At 40.2% G+C, this 16,676-nt stretch carries 14 protein-coding genes; 4 read left to right on the forward strand and 10 right to left on the reverse strand.

The features are described 5' to 3' along the window. The first annotated feature begins 48 nt into the window (after positions 1 to 48). Complete coding sequence (locus tag AC1PJP_RS17720; RefSeq protein WP_479767911.1) at positions 49 to 858, forward strand: enoyl-CoA hydratase; 810 nt, start codon at positions 49 to 51, stop codon at positions 856 to 858. 65 nt (positions 859 to 923) lie between these two features. On the opposite strand, the gene AC1PJP_RS17725 is transcribed toward AC1PJP_RS17720, so the two are convergent. After that, on the reverse strand, positions 924 to 1,769 hold the full coding sequence (locus AC1PJP_RS17725; protein WP_013198245.1) for an IclR family transcriptional regulator: 846 nt from the start codon (positions 1,767 to 1,769) through the stop codon (positions 924 to 926). A gap of 186 nt (positions 1,770 to 1,955) precedes the next feature. Further along, the gene (locus tag AC1PJP_RS17730; RefSeq protein WP_013198246.1) at positions 1,956 to 3,173 is read right to left on the reverse strand and encodes a CaiB/BaiF CoA transferase family protein; all 1,218 of its coding nucleotides are present in this window, start codon (positions 3,171 to 3,173) and stop codon (positions 1,956 to 1,958) included. 331 nt (positions 3,174 to 3,504) lie between these two features. Here AC1PJP_RS17730 and AC1PJP_RS17735 point away from each other — a divergent pair, with 331 nt between their 5' ends. After that, positions 3,505 to 4,656 carry an acyl-CoA dehydrogenase family protein gene (locus AC1PJP_RS17735; protein WP_479767913.1) on the forward strand — a complete coding sequence of 384 codons (1,152 nt, stop codon included), beginning with the start codon at positions 3,505 to 3,507 and terminating at the stop codon, positions 4,654 to 4,656. Between the two features lie 61 nt (positions 4,657 to 4,717). Beyond that, entirely contained in the window at positions 4,718 to 5,968 is a 1,251-nt protein-coding gene (locus AC1PJP_RS17740; RefSeq protein WP_013198248.1) for an MFS transporter, read from the forward strand. Between the two features lie 215 nt (positions 5,969 to 6,183). Here the strand turns inward: AC1PJP_RS17740 and phnX are convergent, their stop codons facing one another. The 8 genes from phnX to pobA form a co-directional block, all read right to left on the reverse strand. Beyond that, entirely contained in the window at positions 6,184 to 6,999 is an 816-nt protein-coding gene (gene phnX, locus AC1PJP_RS17745) for a phosphonoacetaldehyde hydrolase (RefSeq protein WP_151987715.1), read from the reverse strand. A gap of 36 nt (positions 7,000 to 7,035) precedes the next feature. Continuing rightward, positions 7,036 to 8,223 carry a 2-aminoethylphosphonate--pyruvate transaminase gene (phnW, locus tag AC1PJP_RS17750; protein ID WP_416684373.1) on the reverse strand — a complete coding sequence of 396 codons (1,188 nt, stop codon included), beginning with the start codon at positions 8,221 to 8,223 and terminating at the stop codon, positions 7,036 to 7,038. A 26-nt stretch (positions 8,224 to 8,249) separates the two neighbouring features. Beyond that, positions 8,250 to 9,404: a TIGR03364 family FAD-dependent oxidoreductase gene (locus AC1PJP_RS17755; protein ID WP_416684372.1), complete on the reverse strand. Its 1,155-nt coding sequence runs from the start codon at positions 9,402 to 9,404 to the stop codon at positions 8,250 to 8,252. Positions 9,405 to 9,505: 101 nt separating this feature from the next. Then, on the reverse strand, positions 9,506 to 11,215 hold the full coding sequence (locus tag AC1PJP_RS17760; protein WP_479767915.1) for a putative 2-aminoethylphosphonate ABC transporter permease subunit: 1,710 nt from the start codon (positions 11,213 to 11,215) through the stop codon (positions 9,506 to 9,508). Beyond that, positions 11,209 to 12,411 carry an ABC transporter ATP-binding protein gene (locus tag AC1PJP_RS17765; RefSeq protein ID WP_479767917.1) on the reverse strand — a complete coding sequence of 401 codons (1,203 nt, stop codon included), beginning with the start codon at positions 12,409 to 12,411 and terminating at the stop codon, positions 11,209 to 11,211. Before AC1PJP_RS17765 ends, AC1PJP_RS17760 begins: the two co-directional genes overlap by 7 nt. Positions 12,412 to 12,433: 22 nt before the next feature. Next, positions 12,434 to 13,471 (reverse strand): putative 2-aminoethylphosphonate ABC transporter substrate-binding protein, encoded by a 1,038-nt coding sequence (locus AC1PJP_RS17770; protein WP_479767919.1) that lies wholly within the window; start codon positions 13,469 to 13,471, stop codon positions 12,434 to 12,436. 91 nt (positions 13,472 to 13,562) lie between these two features. Beyond that, a complete protein-coding gene (locus tag AC1PJP_RS17775) occupies positions 13,563 to 14,285 on the reverse strand; it encodes a UTRA domain-containing protein (RefSeq protein ID WP_000434318.1) in 723 nt (240 codons plus the stop codon). Positions 14,286 to 14,461: 176 nt separating this feature from the next. Next, complete coding sequence (gene pobA, locus AC1PJP_RS17780) at positions 14,462 to 15,676, reverse strand: 4-hydroxybenzoate 3-monooxygenase (protein WP_479767922.1); 1,215 nt, start codon at positions 15,674 to 15,676, stop codon at positions 14,462 to 14,464. A 141-nt stretch (positions 15,677 to 15,817) separates the two neighbouring features. Between pobA and pobR the strand changes: the two genes are divergently transcribed. After that, positions 15,818 to 16,633 (forward strand): IclR family transcriptional regulator PobR, encoded by an 816-nt coding sequence (gene pobR, locus AC1PJP_RS17785; RefSeq protein WP_252059829.1) that lies wholly within the window; start codon positions 15,818 to 15,820, stop codon positions 16,631 to 16,633. Positions 16,634 to 16,676 lie beyond the last annotated feature (43 nt).

Raw genomic sequence — 16,676 nt, forward strand, 5'->3', positions numbered from 1 at the left:
TTTAATAAGTTTAAATTTTAAACGAAAATTTATTGAAAGGGATGAATAATGCAGCAGGACAATAAAACTCAAAATGAGCTAAAAACAGGCACAATCCATGAGTGTTTAGATAAACATATACTAACGCTTACCATGAGCAACCCTAGCAAAAAGAATGCGATTAACTATGAAATGTATACGTCCCTAAGTCGGGCATTAGATCAAGCTGCAACAAATCAAGAGGTTCATGTCGTTGTGCTTGCTGGTGAAGGTTCTTCGTTTACCAGTGGTAATGATGTAAACGCATTCGAAACACGCGACACATCAAGTTCAGAACCACCCGCTTCGATTGTTTTCTTAAAAAGCTTAGCAACGTTTCCAAAACCGATTATTGCTAAAGTAAATGGTGTGGCAATTGGTATTGGCAGTACTATGCTTCTACATTGTGACCTTGTGTATGCAAGCCAAAACTCTATTTTTCAGTTTCCCTTTGTGAATTTGGGACTTGTACCCGAAGCGGGTTCAAGTTACATCCTGCCAAGACTATTGGGCTTTGCTCGAGCTTCTGAGATTATTTTACTCGGTGAAAAGTTTTCGGCAGACCAAGCAAAGAATTATGGTCTGGTAAATGAAATATTTGAGGCAACTGAGCTAGATCAAGCGGTTGAAGATGTGGCAATTAAACTTGCTCACAAACCAAGCCAAGCCTTACAGCTCAGTAAAAAGTTACTAAGAGATATGCCAATCGATGATCTACTCAATCGTATTGATCATGAGTCGACTATTTTCTCGCATTGTTTACAAGGTTCCGAGTTTAAAGAAGCATTAAATGCTTTCAAAGAAAAACGGAAACCGAACTTCCATAACCAAACAACCTAAAATTCGCCCATTAAAAAGCCAGCATTGAAAATCAAAGCTGGCTTTTTTAAGTGAATCAGATAAGTTTAGCTAATCTCGGTACGAATATTATTCACCATGTGTAAAAGACGCGGTGCAATATCTTCTTCGAGTTTTTCACGGTTCATAATGAAACTTGGACCACCACAGTTGAACACCAGTAAACCATGTTGTTCATGAATGAGTGGAACAGCAACCGAATTGACATCTTTATGCCATTCACCGATTGAAAAACAGTATCCAAAATCTTGGTAGTCTTTAAACGCTTTGTCTAGATCACGGTTAATTTTAATCCAGTCTTCTTTGTGCTTGCTACGAATAGCATCAAGTAAAAACTCTCTTTCATCTTCAGGCATTGCAGCTAAACAAGCACGTCCCATCGAACTTAAATGGATCGGTAAATAGGTTCCGACTTGACGGCGCATGGTCATATTGCCTTTGCCTTGAACGACATCAAGATAAATCATGTTCAGTCGATCGCGTGTTGCCATTGCTACAGCAGCACCAGCATAGTCTGCCAAATTTTTCATATATGGATGAGCAATAGAGCGAATCGACACGTTAGACAGCATGGAATAACCAAATGCAAGAACACCCACTGAAAGCTGGAATTTGCTTGAGTTAGGTACTTGTTTGATATAGCCCAAACGCGACAAGGTATGTGTAAGGCGAGTAATGGTTGGTTTTGGCAAACCTGTCATCTGAGCAAGCTCTTGGTTTCCCAAATGCTGATGCTTCGGCGTAAAACAACGTAATAGCTCTAAACCACGTGCTAATGCAGTAATAAATTGGCGATCATTTTCATCCTGCATGTCTTCAATCGGATGTAATAATTCATGCCTTAATGGCGCTAATAATTTTTCTGTCGGTTCTGCATCAACTGCATCGTTCATTGTCATACCAATCCATATTTTGTTTCGCACTGCGAAAATTATAATCTATTTTTTCTATAAATAGCAAAAGAGCAAACATCCGAGTCTGCATCTAAAAGATAACTTCATTTAACTCATTAAAGCGAAAGATTAAATATTTTATTTTCTGATTTTAAATATAATTTTAACCTTCCGCTTTTAAGCCACTTATCCAATTACACCCTTTTCTTTAAGCTCAGCTAGTTTTTCCGAAGAAACCACTCGACCTAAAACCGCCTGCGTATGTTCACCCAACAACGGAGGAGCTGTTTTGTATTCAACTGGCGTTCTAGAAAGTTTGATTGGTGACCCAATTACCTTCAATTTTTCACGTTGAGGATGGTTCATCTCGACTAACATTTCTCGGGCAATGACTTGCGGCTCTTGAAAAGCTTGTTCCAAGTTATTAATCACACCTACCGGAACTTTAGCCGCATAGATTGCATCTACCCATTCATCAGCCGTTTTAGTTAAAAAGTGTGTTTGTAAAATTCCGATAATTTCATCACGATGCTTGATTCGGTCCGCATTTCGGGCAAAACGCGCATCATTTGGTAAATCGGGTAAACCTATACTTCGACAGAGTTGAATAAACTGAGTGTCATTTCCACATGCAATAATAAAATCACGGTCAGAAGCTTTGAACACTTGGTAAGGCACAATATTGGCATGTGCGTTGCCATAGCGTTTAGGGATATTACCCGATGAAAGATAATTCATTCCCTGATTTGCCATTGTGGCAATTTGAACATCAAGCAAAGCCATATCAATGTATTGACCTAAACCTGTCACATGGCGGTTGAGTAAAGCAGCCTGTATGGCAATCGTAGAATAAAGTCCTGTAGCTAAATCAGAAAATGCGACCCCTACTTTTTGAGGGCCTCCACCCGGCAAATCATCACGCTCACCCGTGACTGACATAAGCCCGCCCATGCCCTGAATAATAAAGTCATAACCAGGCTCTTCTGCTCTTGGGCCATTTTGACCAAAACCTGTAATTGAGCAATACACCAGTTTAGGGTTAATGGCAGATAAAGACTCATAGTCCAAACCGTATTTTTTCAAAGACCCCGCTTTGTAGTTTTCGATCACGACATCGGTGTCTTGAATGAGGGCTTTAATCAATTCTTGGCCATCAGAACTCGCAATGTCGATAGCAACAGATAATTTATTGCGGTTGGTGGACTGATAATAAGCAGCTTCTTGAGTGTCTTGGCCTGAGTCATCTTTCATCCAAGGTGGCCCCCAAGAACGGGTGTCATCACCGACTTTCGGTCGTTCAATCTTGATTACTTCTGCGCCTAAATCGGCAAGAATCTGCCCACACCAAGGCCCAGCCAATACCCGACTTAAGTCAAGTACCCGAATTCCATTTAAAGCACCCATCTTCATCCCACTATATTTTGTGACTTATTTCCTATAGGAAAACTTATCCATTTAAAATTTCGCATAGCGATATATATTTTTAATATACACAGGTCTTTTTAAAAATCAAACTTTAATTTTCCACTAAAAATAATGATTTTTTATAAGAAAATATAGCTTAAATAAATCAATAAATTAGCTAAAGATAAATCAACAACAAAGTATCGCATTGCGAAATTAATTTTCAAAATATATTGTTTTACATACATCCTTTGATTACTATCGCTTCAAATATTGGTGATTTTACGAACATCACATTGATGTTTTTTGCATGTAGTAAAAGGACGAGACTATGATTCGAGATCAGGAAACCTTAGATCAACTTGTTGATATGATTCGACAATTTGTTGAAGGTGTATTAATTCCTCATGAGAATGAAGTCGCTGAAATGGATGAAATTCCTCAAGATATCGTTGAACAGATGAAAGCTCTCGGCTTATTCGGTTTAACCATTCCTGAAGAGTACGAAGGTCTTGGACTAACAATGGAAGAAGAGGTCTATGTGGCTTTTGAGTTAGGACGCACCTCGCCTGCATTTCGCTCTCTCATTGGGACCAATAATGGCATTGGTTCAAGTGGCCTGATTATTGATGGGACCGAAGTACAAAAATCATTTTTCTTGCCACGTTTAGCACGTGGTGAAGTGATCAGTTCTTTTTGCTTAACCGAACCAGATGCAGGTTCTGACGCTGCCTCTTTAAAAACCAGCGCAGTAAAAGACGGTGACTTTTATATTTTAAATGGCACCAAACGCTTTATTACCAATGCTCCTCACGCTGGCGTATTCACAGTCATGGCTCGTACGAACTTTGATATTAAAGGTGCTGGGGGGATTTCTGCTTTTATTGTCGATAGCCAAACTCCCGGTATTTTTCTTGGCAAACGCGATAAAAAGATGGGGCAAAAAGGCGCCCATACCTGTGATGTGATTTTTGAAAATTGTCGCATTCCAGCCTCAGCGCTCATTGGTGGTGTTGAAGGAGTTGGTTTTAAAACTGCTATGAAAGTGCTAGATAAAGGCCGTTTGCATATTGCGGCTTTGAGTGTTGGAGCAGCAACCCGAATGCTAGATGATTCTTTAAATTACGCCATCGAACGTAAGCAATTTGGACAACCGATTGCGGAATTTCAACTCATTCAAGCCATGCTAGCTGACTCAAAAGCTGAAATTTATGCAGCCAAATGCATGGTCTTAGATGCTGCACGCCTACGTGATGCAGGAGAAAACGTTAGCACCGAAGCTTCCTGCGCAAAAATGTTTGCAACCGAAATGTGTGGCCGCGTTGCTGATCGCTGCGTACAAATTCACGGCGGTGCGGGTTATATCAGTGAATATGCGATTGAACGTTTTTATCGCGATGTCCGTTTGTTCCGCCTTTATGAAGGCACGACCCAAATTCAACAAATGATTATTGCCCGAAACATGATTCGCGCTGCGTCTTAATCAAATTTTAAGCACTTCAAAACGACTTGAAGTGCTTTCAATCAAATGTAGGTAATGGATTATGGCTACAAATTACAAAGAAGGTCTTTCTCGTATACAGCCTCATACGTGGAAAATAGCATTTATTTTTGCATTTCTAGCACTATTGGTAGATGGTGCAGATTTGATGCTGCTGTCTTATAGCTTAAATAGTATTAAGGCAGATTTTGGATTAAGTTCAGTACAAGCAGGTATGCTTGGCAGTTTTACACTGGCAGGTATGGCTGTTGGTGGAATTTTTGGGGGATGGGCGTGCGATAAATTTGGTCGCGTCCGCATTGTTGTTATTTCTATTTTAATTTTCTCACTCCTCACCTGCGGCTTAGGTTTTACTCAGAGCTTTCTTCAATTTGGTATTTTAAGATTTTTTGCATCACTCGGTTTGGGTTCACTTTATATTGCCTGTAATACTCTCATGGCCGAATATGTACCAACACGTTTCCGCACAACAGTACTGGGCACACTACAAGCTGGCTGGACCGTAGGATATATTGTTGCGACTTTGCTTGCAGGTTGGATTATTCCAGATCATGGCTGGCGCATGCTGTTTTATGTTGCGATTATTCCCGTCATTATTGCTATTCTCATGCATATTTTAGTACCCGAACCAGAAGCATGGCAAAAGTCTCGACTTCAACAACCTATTTTGGCTCAAAACGCATCGAAAACTTCGGCATTTAAGCTTATTTTCCAAGATAAACGAAACCGCAATATGTTTATCTTATGGGCTTTAACAGCAGGCTTTTTACAGTTTGGCTACTATGGCGTAAATAACTGGATGCCGTCATACCTTGAAAGTGAACTCGGTATGAAGTTTAAAGAAATGACTGCCTATATGGTAGGTACATATACCGCCATGATTTTAGGTAAAGTTCTTGCGGGCATGATGGCAGATAAATTAGGGCGTCGTTTTACTTATGCCTTTGGTGCTATTGGCACTGCTATTTTCTTACCTCTGATTGTTTTTTATAACTCACCAAGCAACATTCTATATTTACTGATCACTTTTGGTTTCCTCTACGGTATCCCTTATGGCGTAAATGCAACCTATATGACCGAAAGCTTTGCAACTGCCATTCGCGGTACAGCCATTGGTGGAGCTTATAATGTCGGACGTTTAGGCGCTGCGTTAGCCCCTGCAACGATTGGATTCTTAGCCTCTGGCGGGTCTATTGGTTTAGGTTTTGTCGTCATGGGTGCAGCTTATCTGATTTGTGGTGTGATACCAGCCCTATTTATTAAAGAAAAACTATATGACCCTCAAAAGTCATAAAAAGATCTATCACATAGGTCATAGGCCTATATGGTTGATGGTGCTAACCATTTAAACAAGTGTTTTAGATGGTTAGCAGGAAATAAGGAATCTATTCGTTTAAGTTACTTCTTATTTCCATATATGTAGAGTTTATCTACTCTTCATTTTAATTTTTTAGGTAAGCTTAGCTCCCAAGGGAGCTAAGCTTAAAAATATATTGGCCTAGACTTGGTTTAAGGTCGTTCCCCTTGCCCTAAACGGCGTTCAATATCATCTAAAACATTTGGCAAGTCAGCGACACTATCAATCACATAGTGAGCGCCCGACGCATTCATTTTTTGGTATGCCTTATCTTTTAGAATGATCTGCTCATCAGCCGATAATGCACTCCACTCTTCAAAGCTTAAACCGACTTCGTTACCACTAATTGCAAGCCCAACTGTCCAGCATCCAGCATTTAAACCTTCATCGATACCCACCACGGTATCATCTACTTTGACAACAGTTTTGATATCAGATACGTCGAGTTGAATTAAGTTTTTCCATAACATTTCAGGATATGGACGACCAAATTTCACATCACTTGCCGTAACAATACAGTCTGGATGGTAGCCTTGATCGGCAGCATCTCTAATCAATCGCCCAATCATCATTGATGCATAGCCCGTGTTACTACCAATTTTTGCGCCACGCTTTTTAATATTTTCAAAAGTCGCCAATGCACCCGGAATTAAAGCCGAACATGTTGGAATCGAATCTAATTGATACGGAATAAAGTCTTTATATAAACGGTCAATATCCGCTTCAGTTGCAGCTTGCCCATAAACTTCATGCCATGCAGCTGCCACACGTGGCATTTTTAAAACAGCAGCAATATGGTCACGTTTTTCTAAACCCATTGGGGCACGCGCTTCTTCAACCGTAATTTCAATTTTATTGTCTTTAAATAAAGCCATAAAAGCTAAAATTGGTGCACGTGAGCCAAAATCTACAGTTGTGCCAGCCCAGTCAAAAACCACAGCCTGAATTTGTGTATTGTTGGTCGTCATGGTGTATTCCCTTTAATCCAAATATTTTAATAAAAGTTATGCTGTTACAGCTTGATTGAGATTGCTTTCGCAGTAGCTGGCAATCGCAGCAAGAAGTCCTTCAATGTCATGAATATAAACTTCGCCAATATTGCCAATACGGAAGCAGTTGAGATCGGTGACTTTGCCTGGATAGATCACATAGCCTGATTTTTTCAGGGTTTCGTAGAAGGACTGAAAGCTAAATATTTCAACTGTTGGGTAAAGGAATGTAGTGATAATTGGTGATTGGGGTGCTTTATTGCCTAATACCAATTCAAAGCCTAGTTGTTGCATACCTTGCGATAAGGTTTGTTGGTTTTGTAAATAACGTTGATAACGTGCAGCTACTCCGCCCTCTGTCTCAAGCTCAAGCAATGCTTGATAAAATGCACGTACCACATGGGTTGGCGAGGTAAAACGCCATTTACCGTTATGCTGCTCCATTGTGTTCCACTGGTCATATAAATCGAGGCTAACCGAACGTGCCAAACCTTTACACGCTTCTAGGCAATCCCGTTTCGCCAAAATGAAACCAAAGCCCGGAACACCTTGAATACATTTATTCGCACTTGAAATTAGAAAATCAATTTCAAGCTCAGCCATATCCATTGGCACTCCACCAAATGAACTCATGGCATCTACAATCCAGATTTTTCCTGCTGCTTTCACCAAACGGCCAATGTCTTGAATCGGGTTTAAAATTCCTGTGGTGGTTTCGCAGTGCACACAGGTAACGTGACTAATGGTTTTATCTTGTAAAACACGCTCAATCTCTTGTAAATCTGGTGTCTGGGTTTCTAAATAATTCAGCTCTACAACTTCAATATTTAGGCAGCGTGCCATTTGCACCATACGTGCACCGTATGCGCCATTATTAATAATCAAGATTTTGCCATCACGCGGAATAGCTGAACCAAGCACAGACTCCACAGCAAAACTACCACTGCCTTGCATTAGCACAGCCGTATATTTTTCAGGTTGGCTGGTTGCCAAGTTGACCAATCGATTACGAATATCTTGTACAAGCGAATTATATTCTTGGTCCCAAGTACACCAGTCTTTTTGCATGGCGCGGCGGACTGTCGCAGAAGTTGATAACGGACCTGGCGTTAGAAGCAAATATTTATTCTCTAAGTCCATATCGAGTTGTGGTTGCATGTTCATAATGTTGCTCATCTTGTTCGCGTTAATTTCAATATACATCAATCTGGTTTAAACCAGATGACAAACTAGTAAATATTTTGTTCTAATATTTCTTTCATAAATCCGGCCCCTGTGGTCATGCCTTTGCCAGCAATTGCACTCACCAGAAAGATGTTTTTTTCAGCTTCAGTGATACAGGCCAACTCATGTTCATGGGTCAGGTAATAACCATTCCAACGTTTTTGAATTGGAGGTAAAGTCAGCCCTAATTTTTCGTGGCAGTACGTTTGAATAAACTCATTAATCTCTTCACGCTGCTCAAACTGAGGCGCTTCATTAATCGAATGATATTCGTGGCTATCGCCCACAATCAGGTCGCCAAATTCATTTTGTTTAATCAGAATATGAATGCCGAATTCTTTAATAAATCCCTGTTGCGATGCTTTAGTCAGCTCAGCATGACTTGGGCAAATTTCAAAAGCGGGATAACGTGAAATAGATAAGCCTGAATAAAGAGAAGCATTTAATTTTTGATGAAATGGTTGAGTCAGGGCCATTTGTAAGCCACAACGTTTCAAGTTCAAACTTTGTAAGAGATCTGGATATAAAACATCGATCACTTCACCGTGACAGATCAAAACTTTATTTGCCCGATAAGTCACTCCATTTGCCAAACTAACCCGACAACTTTCACGCTGATATTGAGTTTGAACAACACAAGCATTGGTATAAATTTCTACACCTTTACTTTCGGCATATGCCAACAGTCGCTGCCCAACCACATGCGGTTCTACCGAATAATCTTCTTCAAAAATCAAGCCGCCTTGAAACTGCCGCTTAGGCTTTAAATAAGAAAATTGGGTGACCAGTTCATCATGCTTTAGCAAATGAACTGGAATTTGGTAATGATTTGCACGCTCGGCAAACTCTTTTAAAACCTGCCATTCAAGTGCAGTGTTTGCGAGATAAACACCTTGGCGTTGAGCAAACGAAATATCGGTTTCAGCCTGAATACGCTGATAAAAAGAACGCGTTTCAAGAGCGTATTTTCGCCACTGCTGTTCAGGATGGGTTAAGGTTGATGTTCCAACCATGCCAAAATTACGGCGAGTTGCCCCCACTGGTTGAGCATTTTTCTCGAATATACAAACTTTTAAGCCTTGTTCTTGCGCCTGTATGGCAGCGGACAAGCCTAAAATACCAGCACCGACAACAATTAAATCAAACTTTGCGTTATTCATAAGACTTCCAATTTGCGAAATTTAGGATGAACAAACCCTTGCCTTGTTGAACAAAGCATTTCGTTTCAATCGGTTAAATAAAAATTGTGTTTAGCTAAAACTTAGTGAGCGCTTTCGCGCCATTGCTGACTTCTTGCCATAATTTTTCTGGTAAATAACCAGTGAATGAGTTTTACAACACATGAGGTTGTCAAAATGAGAATGCTCATCGCAACAGCAGCAACCGTGTCTCCCGCATCATCCATATTCAAAACAGCCACCGCAGCTAAACTTGTGTCTGGTGAATAGAGGAAAATGGCAGCCGACACAGTGGTCATGGCATTCACAAAAATATAGACCGACACATCGCATAGCGCTGGAAAACACATTGGCAAATATACTTTCCAAAAGGTTTTCCACTTTGATGTTCCTAAAGTTTGTGCTGCTTGGTCGAGCTGTAGCGGAATTTGTGTAATGGCATTGCTTAAAGTGAGGTGTGGCACAGTGTAATAATGCACGATGGTTGAAATCACCAAAATGGTCATGGTTCCATACAACACATTTAACGGGTTGCTTTGCTGGTTAAAAAACAAAATATAAGCAATACCCAAGACCAAACCCGGCACAGCGAGTGGCAGTAAAACCAAAGCTTGTACATAGTTTTTAATGACAGGATGTGCCTTAAAACGTTCGGTTAACAGTGCCACCATAAAAATGAGTGCCGTTCCAAAAACTGTACTAAAGAGTGCCATGCGAACCGAGTTGAAGTACGCAGCCCAACCGCCGCCATCGACATATTCAAAACTGTAATGTGCCAAGGTCAAAGACAAATCATAAGGCCAAGACTGAATAAATGAAGCCAACACAGCCGTTAAAATAATCAGTAAAATCGAGCCTGAAACCAAACCACAAAATAAGCTCAGAACGACTTCAAGTTTTTTATTCGGTGCAGAGACATAAGGTTTAGCCTGAAAAGCTTGAAAACGTGTATGACGCTTGCTTTGTATACGATCAAAAATGAACACAAAAACTGCTGGTAGCAATAACAAGATGGAAATCACCGCACCCATGCTCATGTTTTGCTGACCAATAATCTGTTTATAGACATCAAGCGCCATCATGTTAAATGAACCGCCAATGACTTTTGGAATACCAAAATCGGTCAGTACATAAATAAAAGCCACTAAACTTGCACTGATGAGTCCATAACGAATTGCAGGTAAAGTCACATGGTAATGGGTTCTCCAGATATTTTTGCCGAGTGACAAAGAGGCCTCAATTAAACGCTGATCGACACTGCGAAAAGACACCATCATCAACATTAGAATTGCTGGAAACAGCCAAAAGCAATAACTGATTAAAATACCGATTGGGCCATAAATTTGTATATCGCCCAGCAAAGGTTTCAATACACCTTGCTTACCAAACAAATAAACCAATGCCAAAGAAGGCAAAAGTGACGGCGCTAAAATCGGTAAAAAAGCGACCACTTTAAAGAAGCCTTTGCCTTTCATATTGACGTTGGTAAGTGCAAAAGCATAAATACTGGCAAGAAATACTGTAATGACAGTAGCAGCACAAGCAACCCACACCGAGTTAAATACAGAGCTGACTAAAGCTGGACTTGCAAAATAATTATAGAAGTTTTCAAGGCCAACAAACTGCTGATTTTCATCAAAAAATGCAGTTTCAAACAGCATCATTAAAGGAGTAATAATCGCTAAAGTCAAAGCGATTGCGACGGTAGCTAAAGCAATATTTGATCTTAATGAATATTCAGTTTTTCGACGCGGCTGTGTTTTTAAAACCGCTGAAGCAGCTTCATTTAACATAGTGCGTACCCTTGTTCGTCAAAGACATGAATGAGCTGATTAGGCACTTTTATAAACATGAGTTCTTGCAAAGATTTGAACTTGGTATTTTCAATTTCAATTTGCAAAAGGTGTTTTGCCTGCTCAACTCCATCGATATGAATGGTACAAAACAAACGGCGTTTTGCACCTAAAAATTCAGTGCTTAATACTTTAACTGGCAAATACAACGACTCTTTATCACTACCAAAATCATCAACCAACTCGACAGCTTCGGGTCTAAAACCAATGCTGAAGTTTTGCCCTGCTTTAAGTTTTTGCTGCTCCAAATTTAAAGGAATAAAACCTAAAACCTCGAGCTGATTGGTGACTGAACAAGTAGCTTTTAAAAAGTTCATAGTGCCAATAAACTTTGCAACGAATTGGGTTTGAGGCTTGTAGTAAATATTGTGCGGTGTATCAATCTGCTCAATGACGCCATGATTCATGACCACCACACGGTCTGAAATGCTTAACGCTTCTTCTTGATCGTGCGTGACCATAATGGTTGGCAAATTAAGCTGTGATTGAATTGAGCGAATCTTTTGTCTCAGGTTTAGACGTACCTGAGCATCGAGTGCAGACAAAGGTTCATCGAGCAGTAAAATATCAGGTTTCGGTGCAATTGCCCGAGCAAGCGCAACACGTTGCTGCTGCCCACCCGACAATTGGTTTGGATATTTTTTAGCAATATCGGGTAATTCAATCAGTTCTAATAACTCCTGAACTCGTTGACTACGCTGTACCTTGTCCCACTTCTTTTTGTCTAAGCCAAACGCAATATTTTCTTCAACGTTTAAGTTTGGAAATAACGCATAGTTCTGAAACACAATGCCACAGTGACGTTTTTCAGCACTCAACACCGTAATGTCTGTGCCCTTTTTTATGACTTTTCCATAATCAGGTTTTTCTAGACCCGCAATTATCCGTAGTAATGTGGTTTTACCGCATCCAGAAGGCCCTAAAAAGCTCACGAACTCACCAGCTTTAAGGTCTAAATTAATATGCGTTAGGGCCTGAAAGTGTTGGAACTTTTTTTGAATATCCACCACTTCTAAAACCGACGGACCATGTTCAGGATATTTATAGGTCGTTAATGACGACAGTAAATGCCCTGCTAACTCGCCCTTTTGGTTTTGACCCAGCAGCGATGATTGCAATGACGAAGGTATTTGCATAATGAGGCCCTTATCCAAAAGATCACTTTTCAAAACGCTTTGACCATTCAGCCAAAATACGTTCACGCTGCTCGGCCGCCCAATAAAAATCATTTTTTACGAGCATTTGAGGAAGGTTTTTTGGGAAGTCCATGGTGGTATTTTCAATGCCTTTATAAGCCACCATTGAAAAGTTGTGTGCATAGGCTTCATTTGCCACTTTACTTACCGACCAATTTATAAATTTCTGTGCACTATTTAATTTCTTCGTTCCTTTCACAATTGCTGATGCTTCCATTTCCCAGCCTAAACCTTCAGTTGGATAAACCACTTCCAAAGGTGCGCCTTCTGCTTTTAATTTAAATGCCGGATACCCAAAAGAAACACCAATTGGAATTTCGCCCTGTGCAGCCATTTTGCAAGGTTTTGAACCCGAGTGAGGATATTGTGAAATGTTTTTATCTAAAGCATGCATGTAATCCCATGCTTGCTTTTCACCCCAAATTTGCATCCAAGCCGTGACATCTAAATACCCTGTTCCACTCGAAGCCGGATTTGGCATCACAATCAGGTTTTTATAAATTGGATTGGTTAAATCTTTCCAAGTTTTTGGAATCGGTAATTTATGTTTTTCTAATTCTATTTTATTGACACAAATTGCAGATTCCCATGCATCCATACCCGTCCAAGTCGGTACAGATTTTTGGCTCACAAATTCTGGTTTTAAATTTTGGATGCCTTCTGGTTTAAAAGGCTCAAGCATATCCTTCTTTTCCATGACCAGCAAACTGGTTAAAGCCACACCAAAAACTACATCTGCTTGTGGGTTTTTCTGCTCTGCCAAAAGTTTAGCGGTGATTACACCTGTTGAATCACGTACCCATTTTACTTTGAGTTCAGGATAGGCTTTATGTAGTTCTTCTTGGTACTGTTTAAGCTGGTCGGCTTCCACTGCCGTATAGACTGTAATTTCTTCTGATTGTTTTGATGTTGCTGATGAACATCCCATTTGAATAGCGACCACTACACCTAAAACTGATGCAGTGCCAAGTTTAATTGTCTGTTGAACATACTGTTTCATCTGCAAACCATCGAATGCAATTATTTGATGACTGTATTTCAACAGCTTTATATGACAGTTTAATTAATCTGGTTTAAACCAGATTATATTTTTATGCTCGCGCTTCGAAATGCAAATCTAAAACATCATGTAGCCAATATTCTTGGTCAACATCGGTAATTACGCCTTCTTCATTTCTGTTGCTACGACAAATATATAACCCGAGCGCGCCCACATTGACATGCAGTGCTTTGGCCTGCTGCTCCGATAAAGCGGTTGGATACAAGTTAATGTCAGCTCTGGTGATATGGCAGTTATATTGATTTGCCATCAGTAAAGTAATGGATTGCTTGAGATCATGAGTTAAAAACTCGGGGAAAAGTTCGGCATTCACCCGTAAATGTTCAACCAAAACAGGTCGCCCATTAATACAACGACGTCGCCAAACTGAATAAATCGGATGCCCTTTTTCAACTTTTAAATGCTTGGCATCCCAAGAAGTGGCCTGAGTTAGTTCACTCGAAATCACTTCTGTAGAAGGTTCATAGCCTTGTTCAATCACAAACTGATTAAAGTTTTTTGTCGATTGCGGGTGATAAATAATACGAGGAGAACGAACATACCAACCACGGCGGTCCAAGCGATAAATCAAGCCATCAGTTTCCAAAGCCAGTAAAGCTTCACGTGCAGCCACACGAGTGGTTTGGAATTGCTCCGAAAGCACTCTTTCTGATGGGAGTTTTGCGTGGGCTTCTAATACACCCGATTCAATATCGTGGGCAATTGCATCGCGAATAGGAATATATTTAGGTATGCGTGCTTGGTCCTGTTCCATACAAACTTAGAATTTATAAATAAAGAAATTAATAGCAATATACTGAAAAAATGTGACAAAAGCTTTTATTAATGCTGATCTTTTAAGCAAAACAATCTCTTAGTCTATTTCTTTCCTCTGAGTTTTTTATATAAAAAAAGAGCATTTTCATGCCCTTTTTATTTCTTATCTAGTCTTTAGCTTGCGTGCTTAAAACTATCAATTTGCTTAATCTCATAAGGCAAACCGACATAGTTTTCAGCCAATGTGGTTTTACCCGCAATTGAACCCAGTACATAACTTAGCTCGGCTTGCTTAATTTTATGGTCAAACTCACTTTCAGTTTCAAAGCGATGCAATAAATGAGTCATCCACCAAGAAAAACGCTCTGCTTTCCATACACGTTGTAGGCATTTCTCTGAATATTGATCAATCCCTTGCTCGGAACCTTCAACATAATATTCAACAAGTGCACTTGATAAATAAGCAATATCAGACGCAGCGAGATTTAGGCCTTTTGCTCCTGTCGGTGGCACAATATGCGCAGCATCACCTGCTAAAAATAGTTTTCCGAAACGCATTGGCTCGGTCACAAAGCTACGTAACGGCGCGATACTTTTTTCAATAGAAGGTCCTGTCACTAGCTTTTCACGGCTTTCAGGATCTAGGCGATTTTTCAACTCATCCCAGAACTTTTCATCTGACCAGTCTTCGATGTGATCTGTTAAAGGAACTTGTAAATAATAACGGCTACGCGTTTCAGAACGCATACTGCATAAAGCAAATCCACGTTCTGACTGTACGTAAATCAGTTCATCGGCTACAGGTGGAACGTCTGCCAACACCCCTAACCAGCCAAACGGATAAACTTTTTCAAAGGTTTTAATTTTATCTTCTGGCACGCTGGCACGGCAGACACCATGGTAGCCATCACACCCTGCTATAAAGTCACACTGAATTTGAAAAGATTTACCTTGGTACTCAAACTCAACTTTTGGTGCAGTGTAAAAATCTTTCACTTGTACATTTTGAGCTTCATAAAATGAAGTGAGCTGCTCCGCTTCACGCGCAGTCATTAAATCTTTGGTGACTTCGGTCTGACCATATACAGTCACTTGTTTACCACCCGTGAGTGCGGCTAAATCAACGCGATGCAATTCACCATTGGTTAAGATTTCGATGCCCGAATGCGGTAATCCTTTGTCTTTTAGGTTTTGGTCAACGCCTGCTTGTTTCAGCAAGTCGACCGAAACTTGCTCTAAAATTCCTGCACGAATCCGTGAAGCCACATATTCAGCACTACGTTGCTCAACAATAATATGGTCGATGCCAGCTTTATATAAAAGTTGCCCAAGCAATAAACCTGCTGGTCCAGATCCAATAATTGCAACCTGTGTCTTTAAAATATCCATAACTTCATCCTTGTTTCATCCTGACTTTTAAATTACTGGCTTTAAGTTTTGTGCACTATGTATCCAAGACGAAAATAACCGTTTATCATTTAGTTTGTCCGAATAGCGGACAGAAACAACCAAAATAACAGGAATGAAAGGATGCCTTCTCTCGATGCTTTTTTAGAGCACCCAAACTCGCATGAGAAAATTCGTCAAGAAGACTACATTGCAGGGTTAGCAAAAGGTTTAGCTTTACTCGAAGCTTTTGGAACAGATCGGCAACGGCTCAATGTGACTCAAGTGGCCGAGCGAACTGGCATTAGTCGTACCGCGGCAAGGCGTTATCTAAAAACTTTAAAATACTTAGGCTATTTAGAAACAGATGAACATTATTTTTGGCTTACTCATCGCGTGCTGCGCTTTTCGAGTTCTTATTTAAGCTCTGCCCACCTGCCTAAAGTTGCTCAATCATTTCTAAATCTTTTGTGCGCGCAAACATCTCTGACGTTTTCAATTGTGGTGTTAGATGATAACGAAGTGGTGCCAATTGCCCGTAGTTATTTACCGCAGCAAGATAATTTACGTGTTAGCCCTTATGGCATGCATTTAGGAAACCGACTCCCTGCCCATGCCACGTCCACAGGTAAAGTATTACTGGCAGCACTGCCAGAAGAAGCTCAGCATGCATGGGTCAAAACTTATGGTTTAAAACGCTTAACCCCGTTTACCATTGTAGATGAGTCCAAGTTTTTTGAAGTGCTTAAGGACATTACGTTATCGGATTATTGTCTTTCTAAAGAAGAACATGAGCTTGGCGTAATTGCGATTGCAGTGCCTGTATTTAATGCTCAAGGTCAAGCTATAGCAGCGCTTAACTGCATGTCTCAAACCAACCGTGTACAAGAAGATTATTTGGTTCAGCAAATCTTGCCATTGCTTCGCAACACAGCAAATGAACTCAGAAATGTGATTTAAATAGACTTAGAAACTCTTGTTATCTCATTCAAGATACAAGAGT

The organism is Acinetobacter sp. V116_7, from assembly GCF_056735735.1.

Bases quoted from the DNA above. Each gene is read 5' to 3' on its own strand.
- AC1PJP_RS17725 (WP_013198245.1), bottom strand. From the start codon at position 1,769: ATGAACGATGCAGTTGATGCAGAACCGACAGAAAAATTATTAGCGCCA.
- AC1PJP_RS17735 (WP_479767913.1), top strand. From the start codon at position 3,505: ATGATTCGAGATCAGGAAACCTTAGATCAACTTGTTGATATGATTCGA.
- AC1PJP_RS17770 (WP_479767919.1), bottom strand. From the start codon at position 13,471: ATGAAACAGTATGTTCAACAGACAATTAAACTTGGCACTGCATCAGTT.
- phnW (WP_416684373.1), bottom strand. From the start codon at position 8,223: ATGTATATTGAAATTAACGCGAACAAGATGAGCAACATTATGAACATG.
- pobR (WP_252059829.1), top strand. From the start codon at position 15,818: ATGCCTTCTCTCGATGCTTTTTTAGAGCACCCAAACTCGCATGAGAAA.
- AC1PJP_RS17730 (WP_013198246.1), bottom strand. From the start codon at position 3,173: ATGGGTGCTTTAAATGGAATTCGGGTACTTGACTTAAGTCGGGTATTG.
- AC1PJP_RS17775 (WP_000434318.1), bottom strand. From the start codon at position 14,285: ATGGAACAGGACCAAGCACGCATACCTAAATATATTCCTATTCGCGAT.
- pobA (WP_479767922.1), bottom strand. From the start codon at position 15,676: ATGGATATTTTAAAGACACAGGTTGCAATTATTGGATCTGGACCAGCA.
- AC1PJP_RS17720 (WP_479767911.1), top strand. From the start codon at position 49: ATGCAGCAGGACAATAAAACTCAAAATGAGCTAAAAACAGGCACAATC.
- AC1PJP_RS17765 (WP_479767917.1), bottom strand. From the start codon at position 12,411: ATGCAAATACCTTCGTCATTGCAATCATCGCTGCTGGGTCAAAACCAA.
- AC1PJP_RS17760 (WP_479767915.1), bottom strand. From the start codon at position 11,215: ATGTTAAATGAAGCTGCTTCAGCGGTTTTAAAAACACAGCCGCGTCGA.
- AC1PJP_RS17740 (WP_013198248.1), top strand. From the start codon at position 4,718: ATGGCTACAAATTACAAAGAAGGTCTTTCTCGTATACAGCCTCATACG.
- phnX (WP_151987715.1), bottom strand. From the start codon at position 6,999: ATGACGACCAACAATACACAAATTCAGGCTGTGGTTTTTGACTGGGCT.
- AC1PJP_RS17755 (WP_416684372.1), bottom strand. From the start codon at position 9,404: ATGAATAACGCAAAGTTTGATTTAATTGTTGTCGGTGCTGGTATTTTA.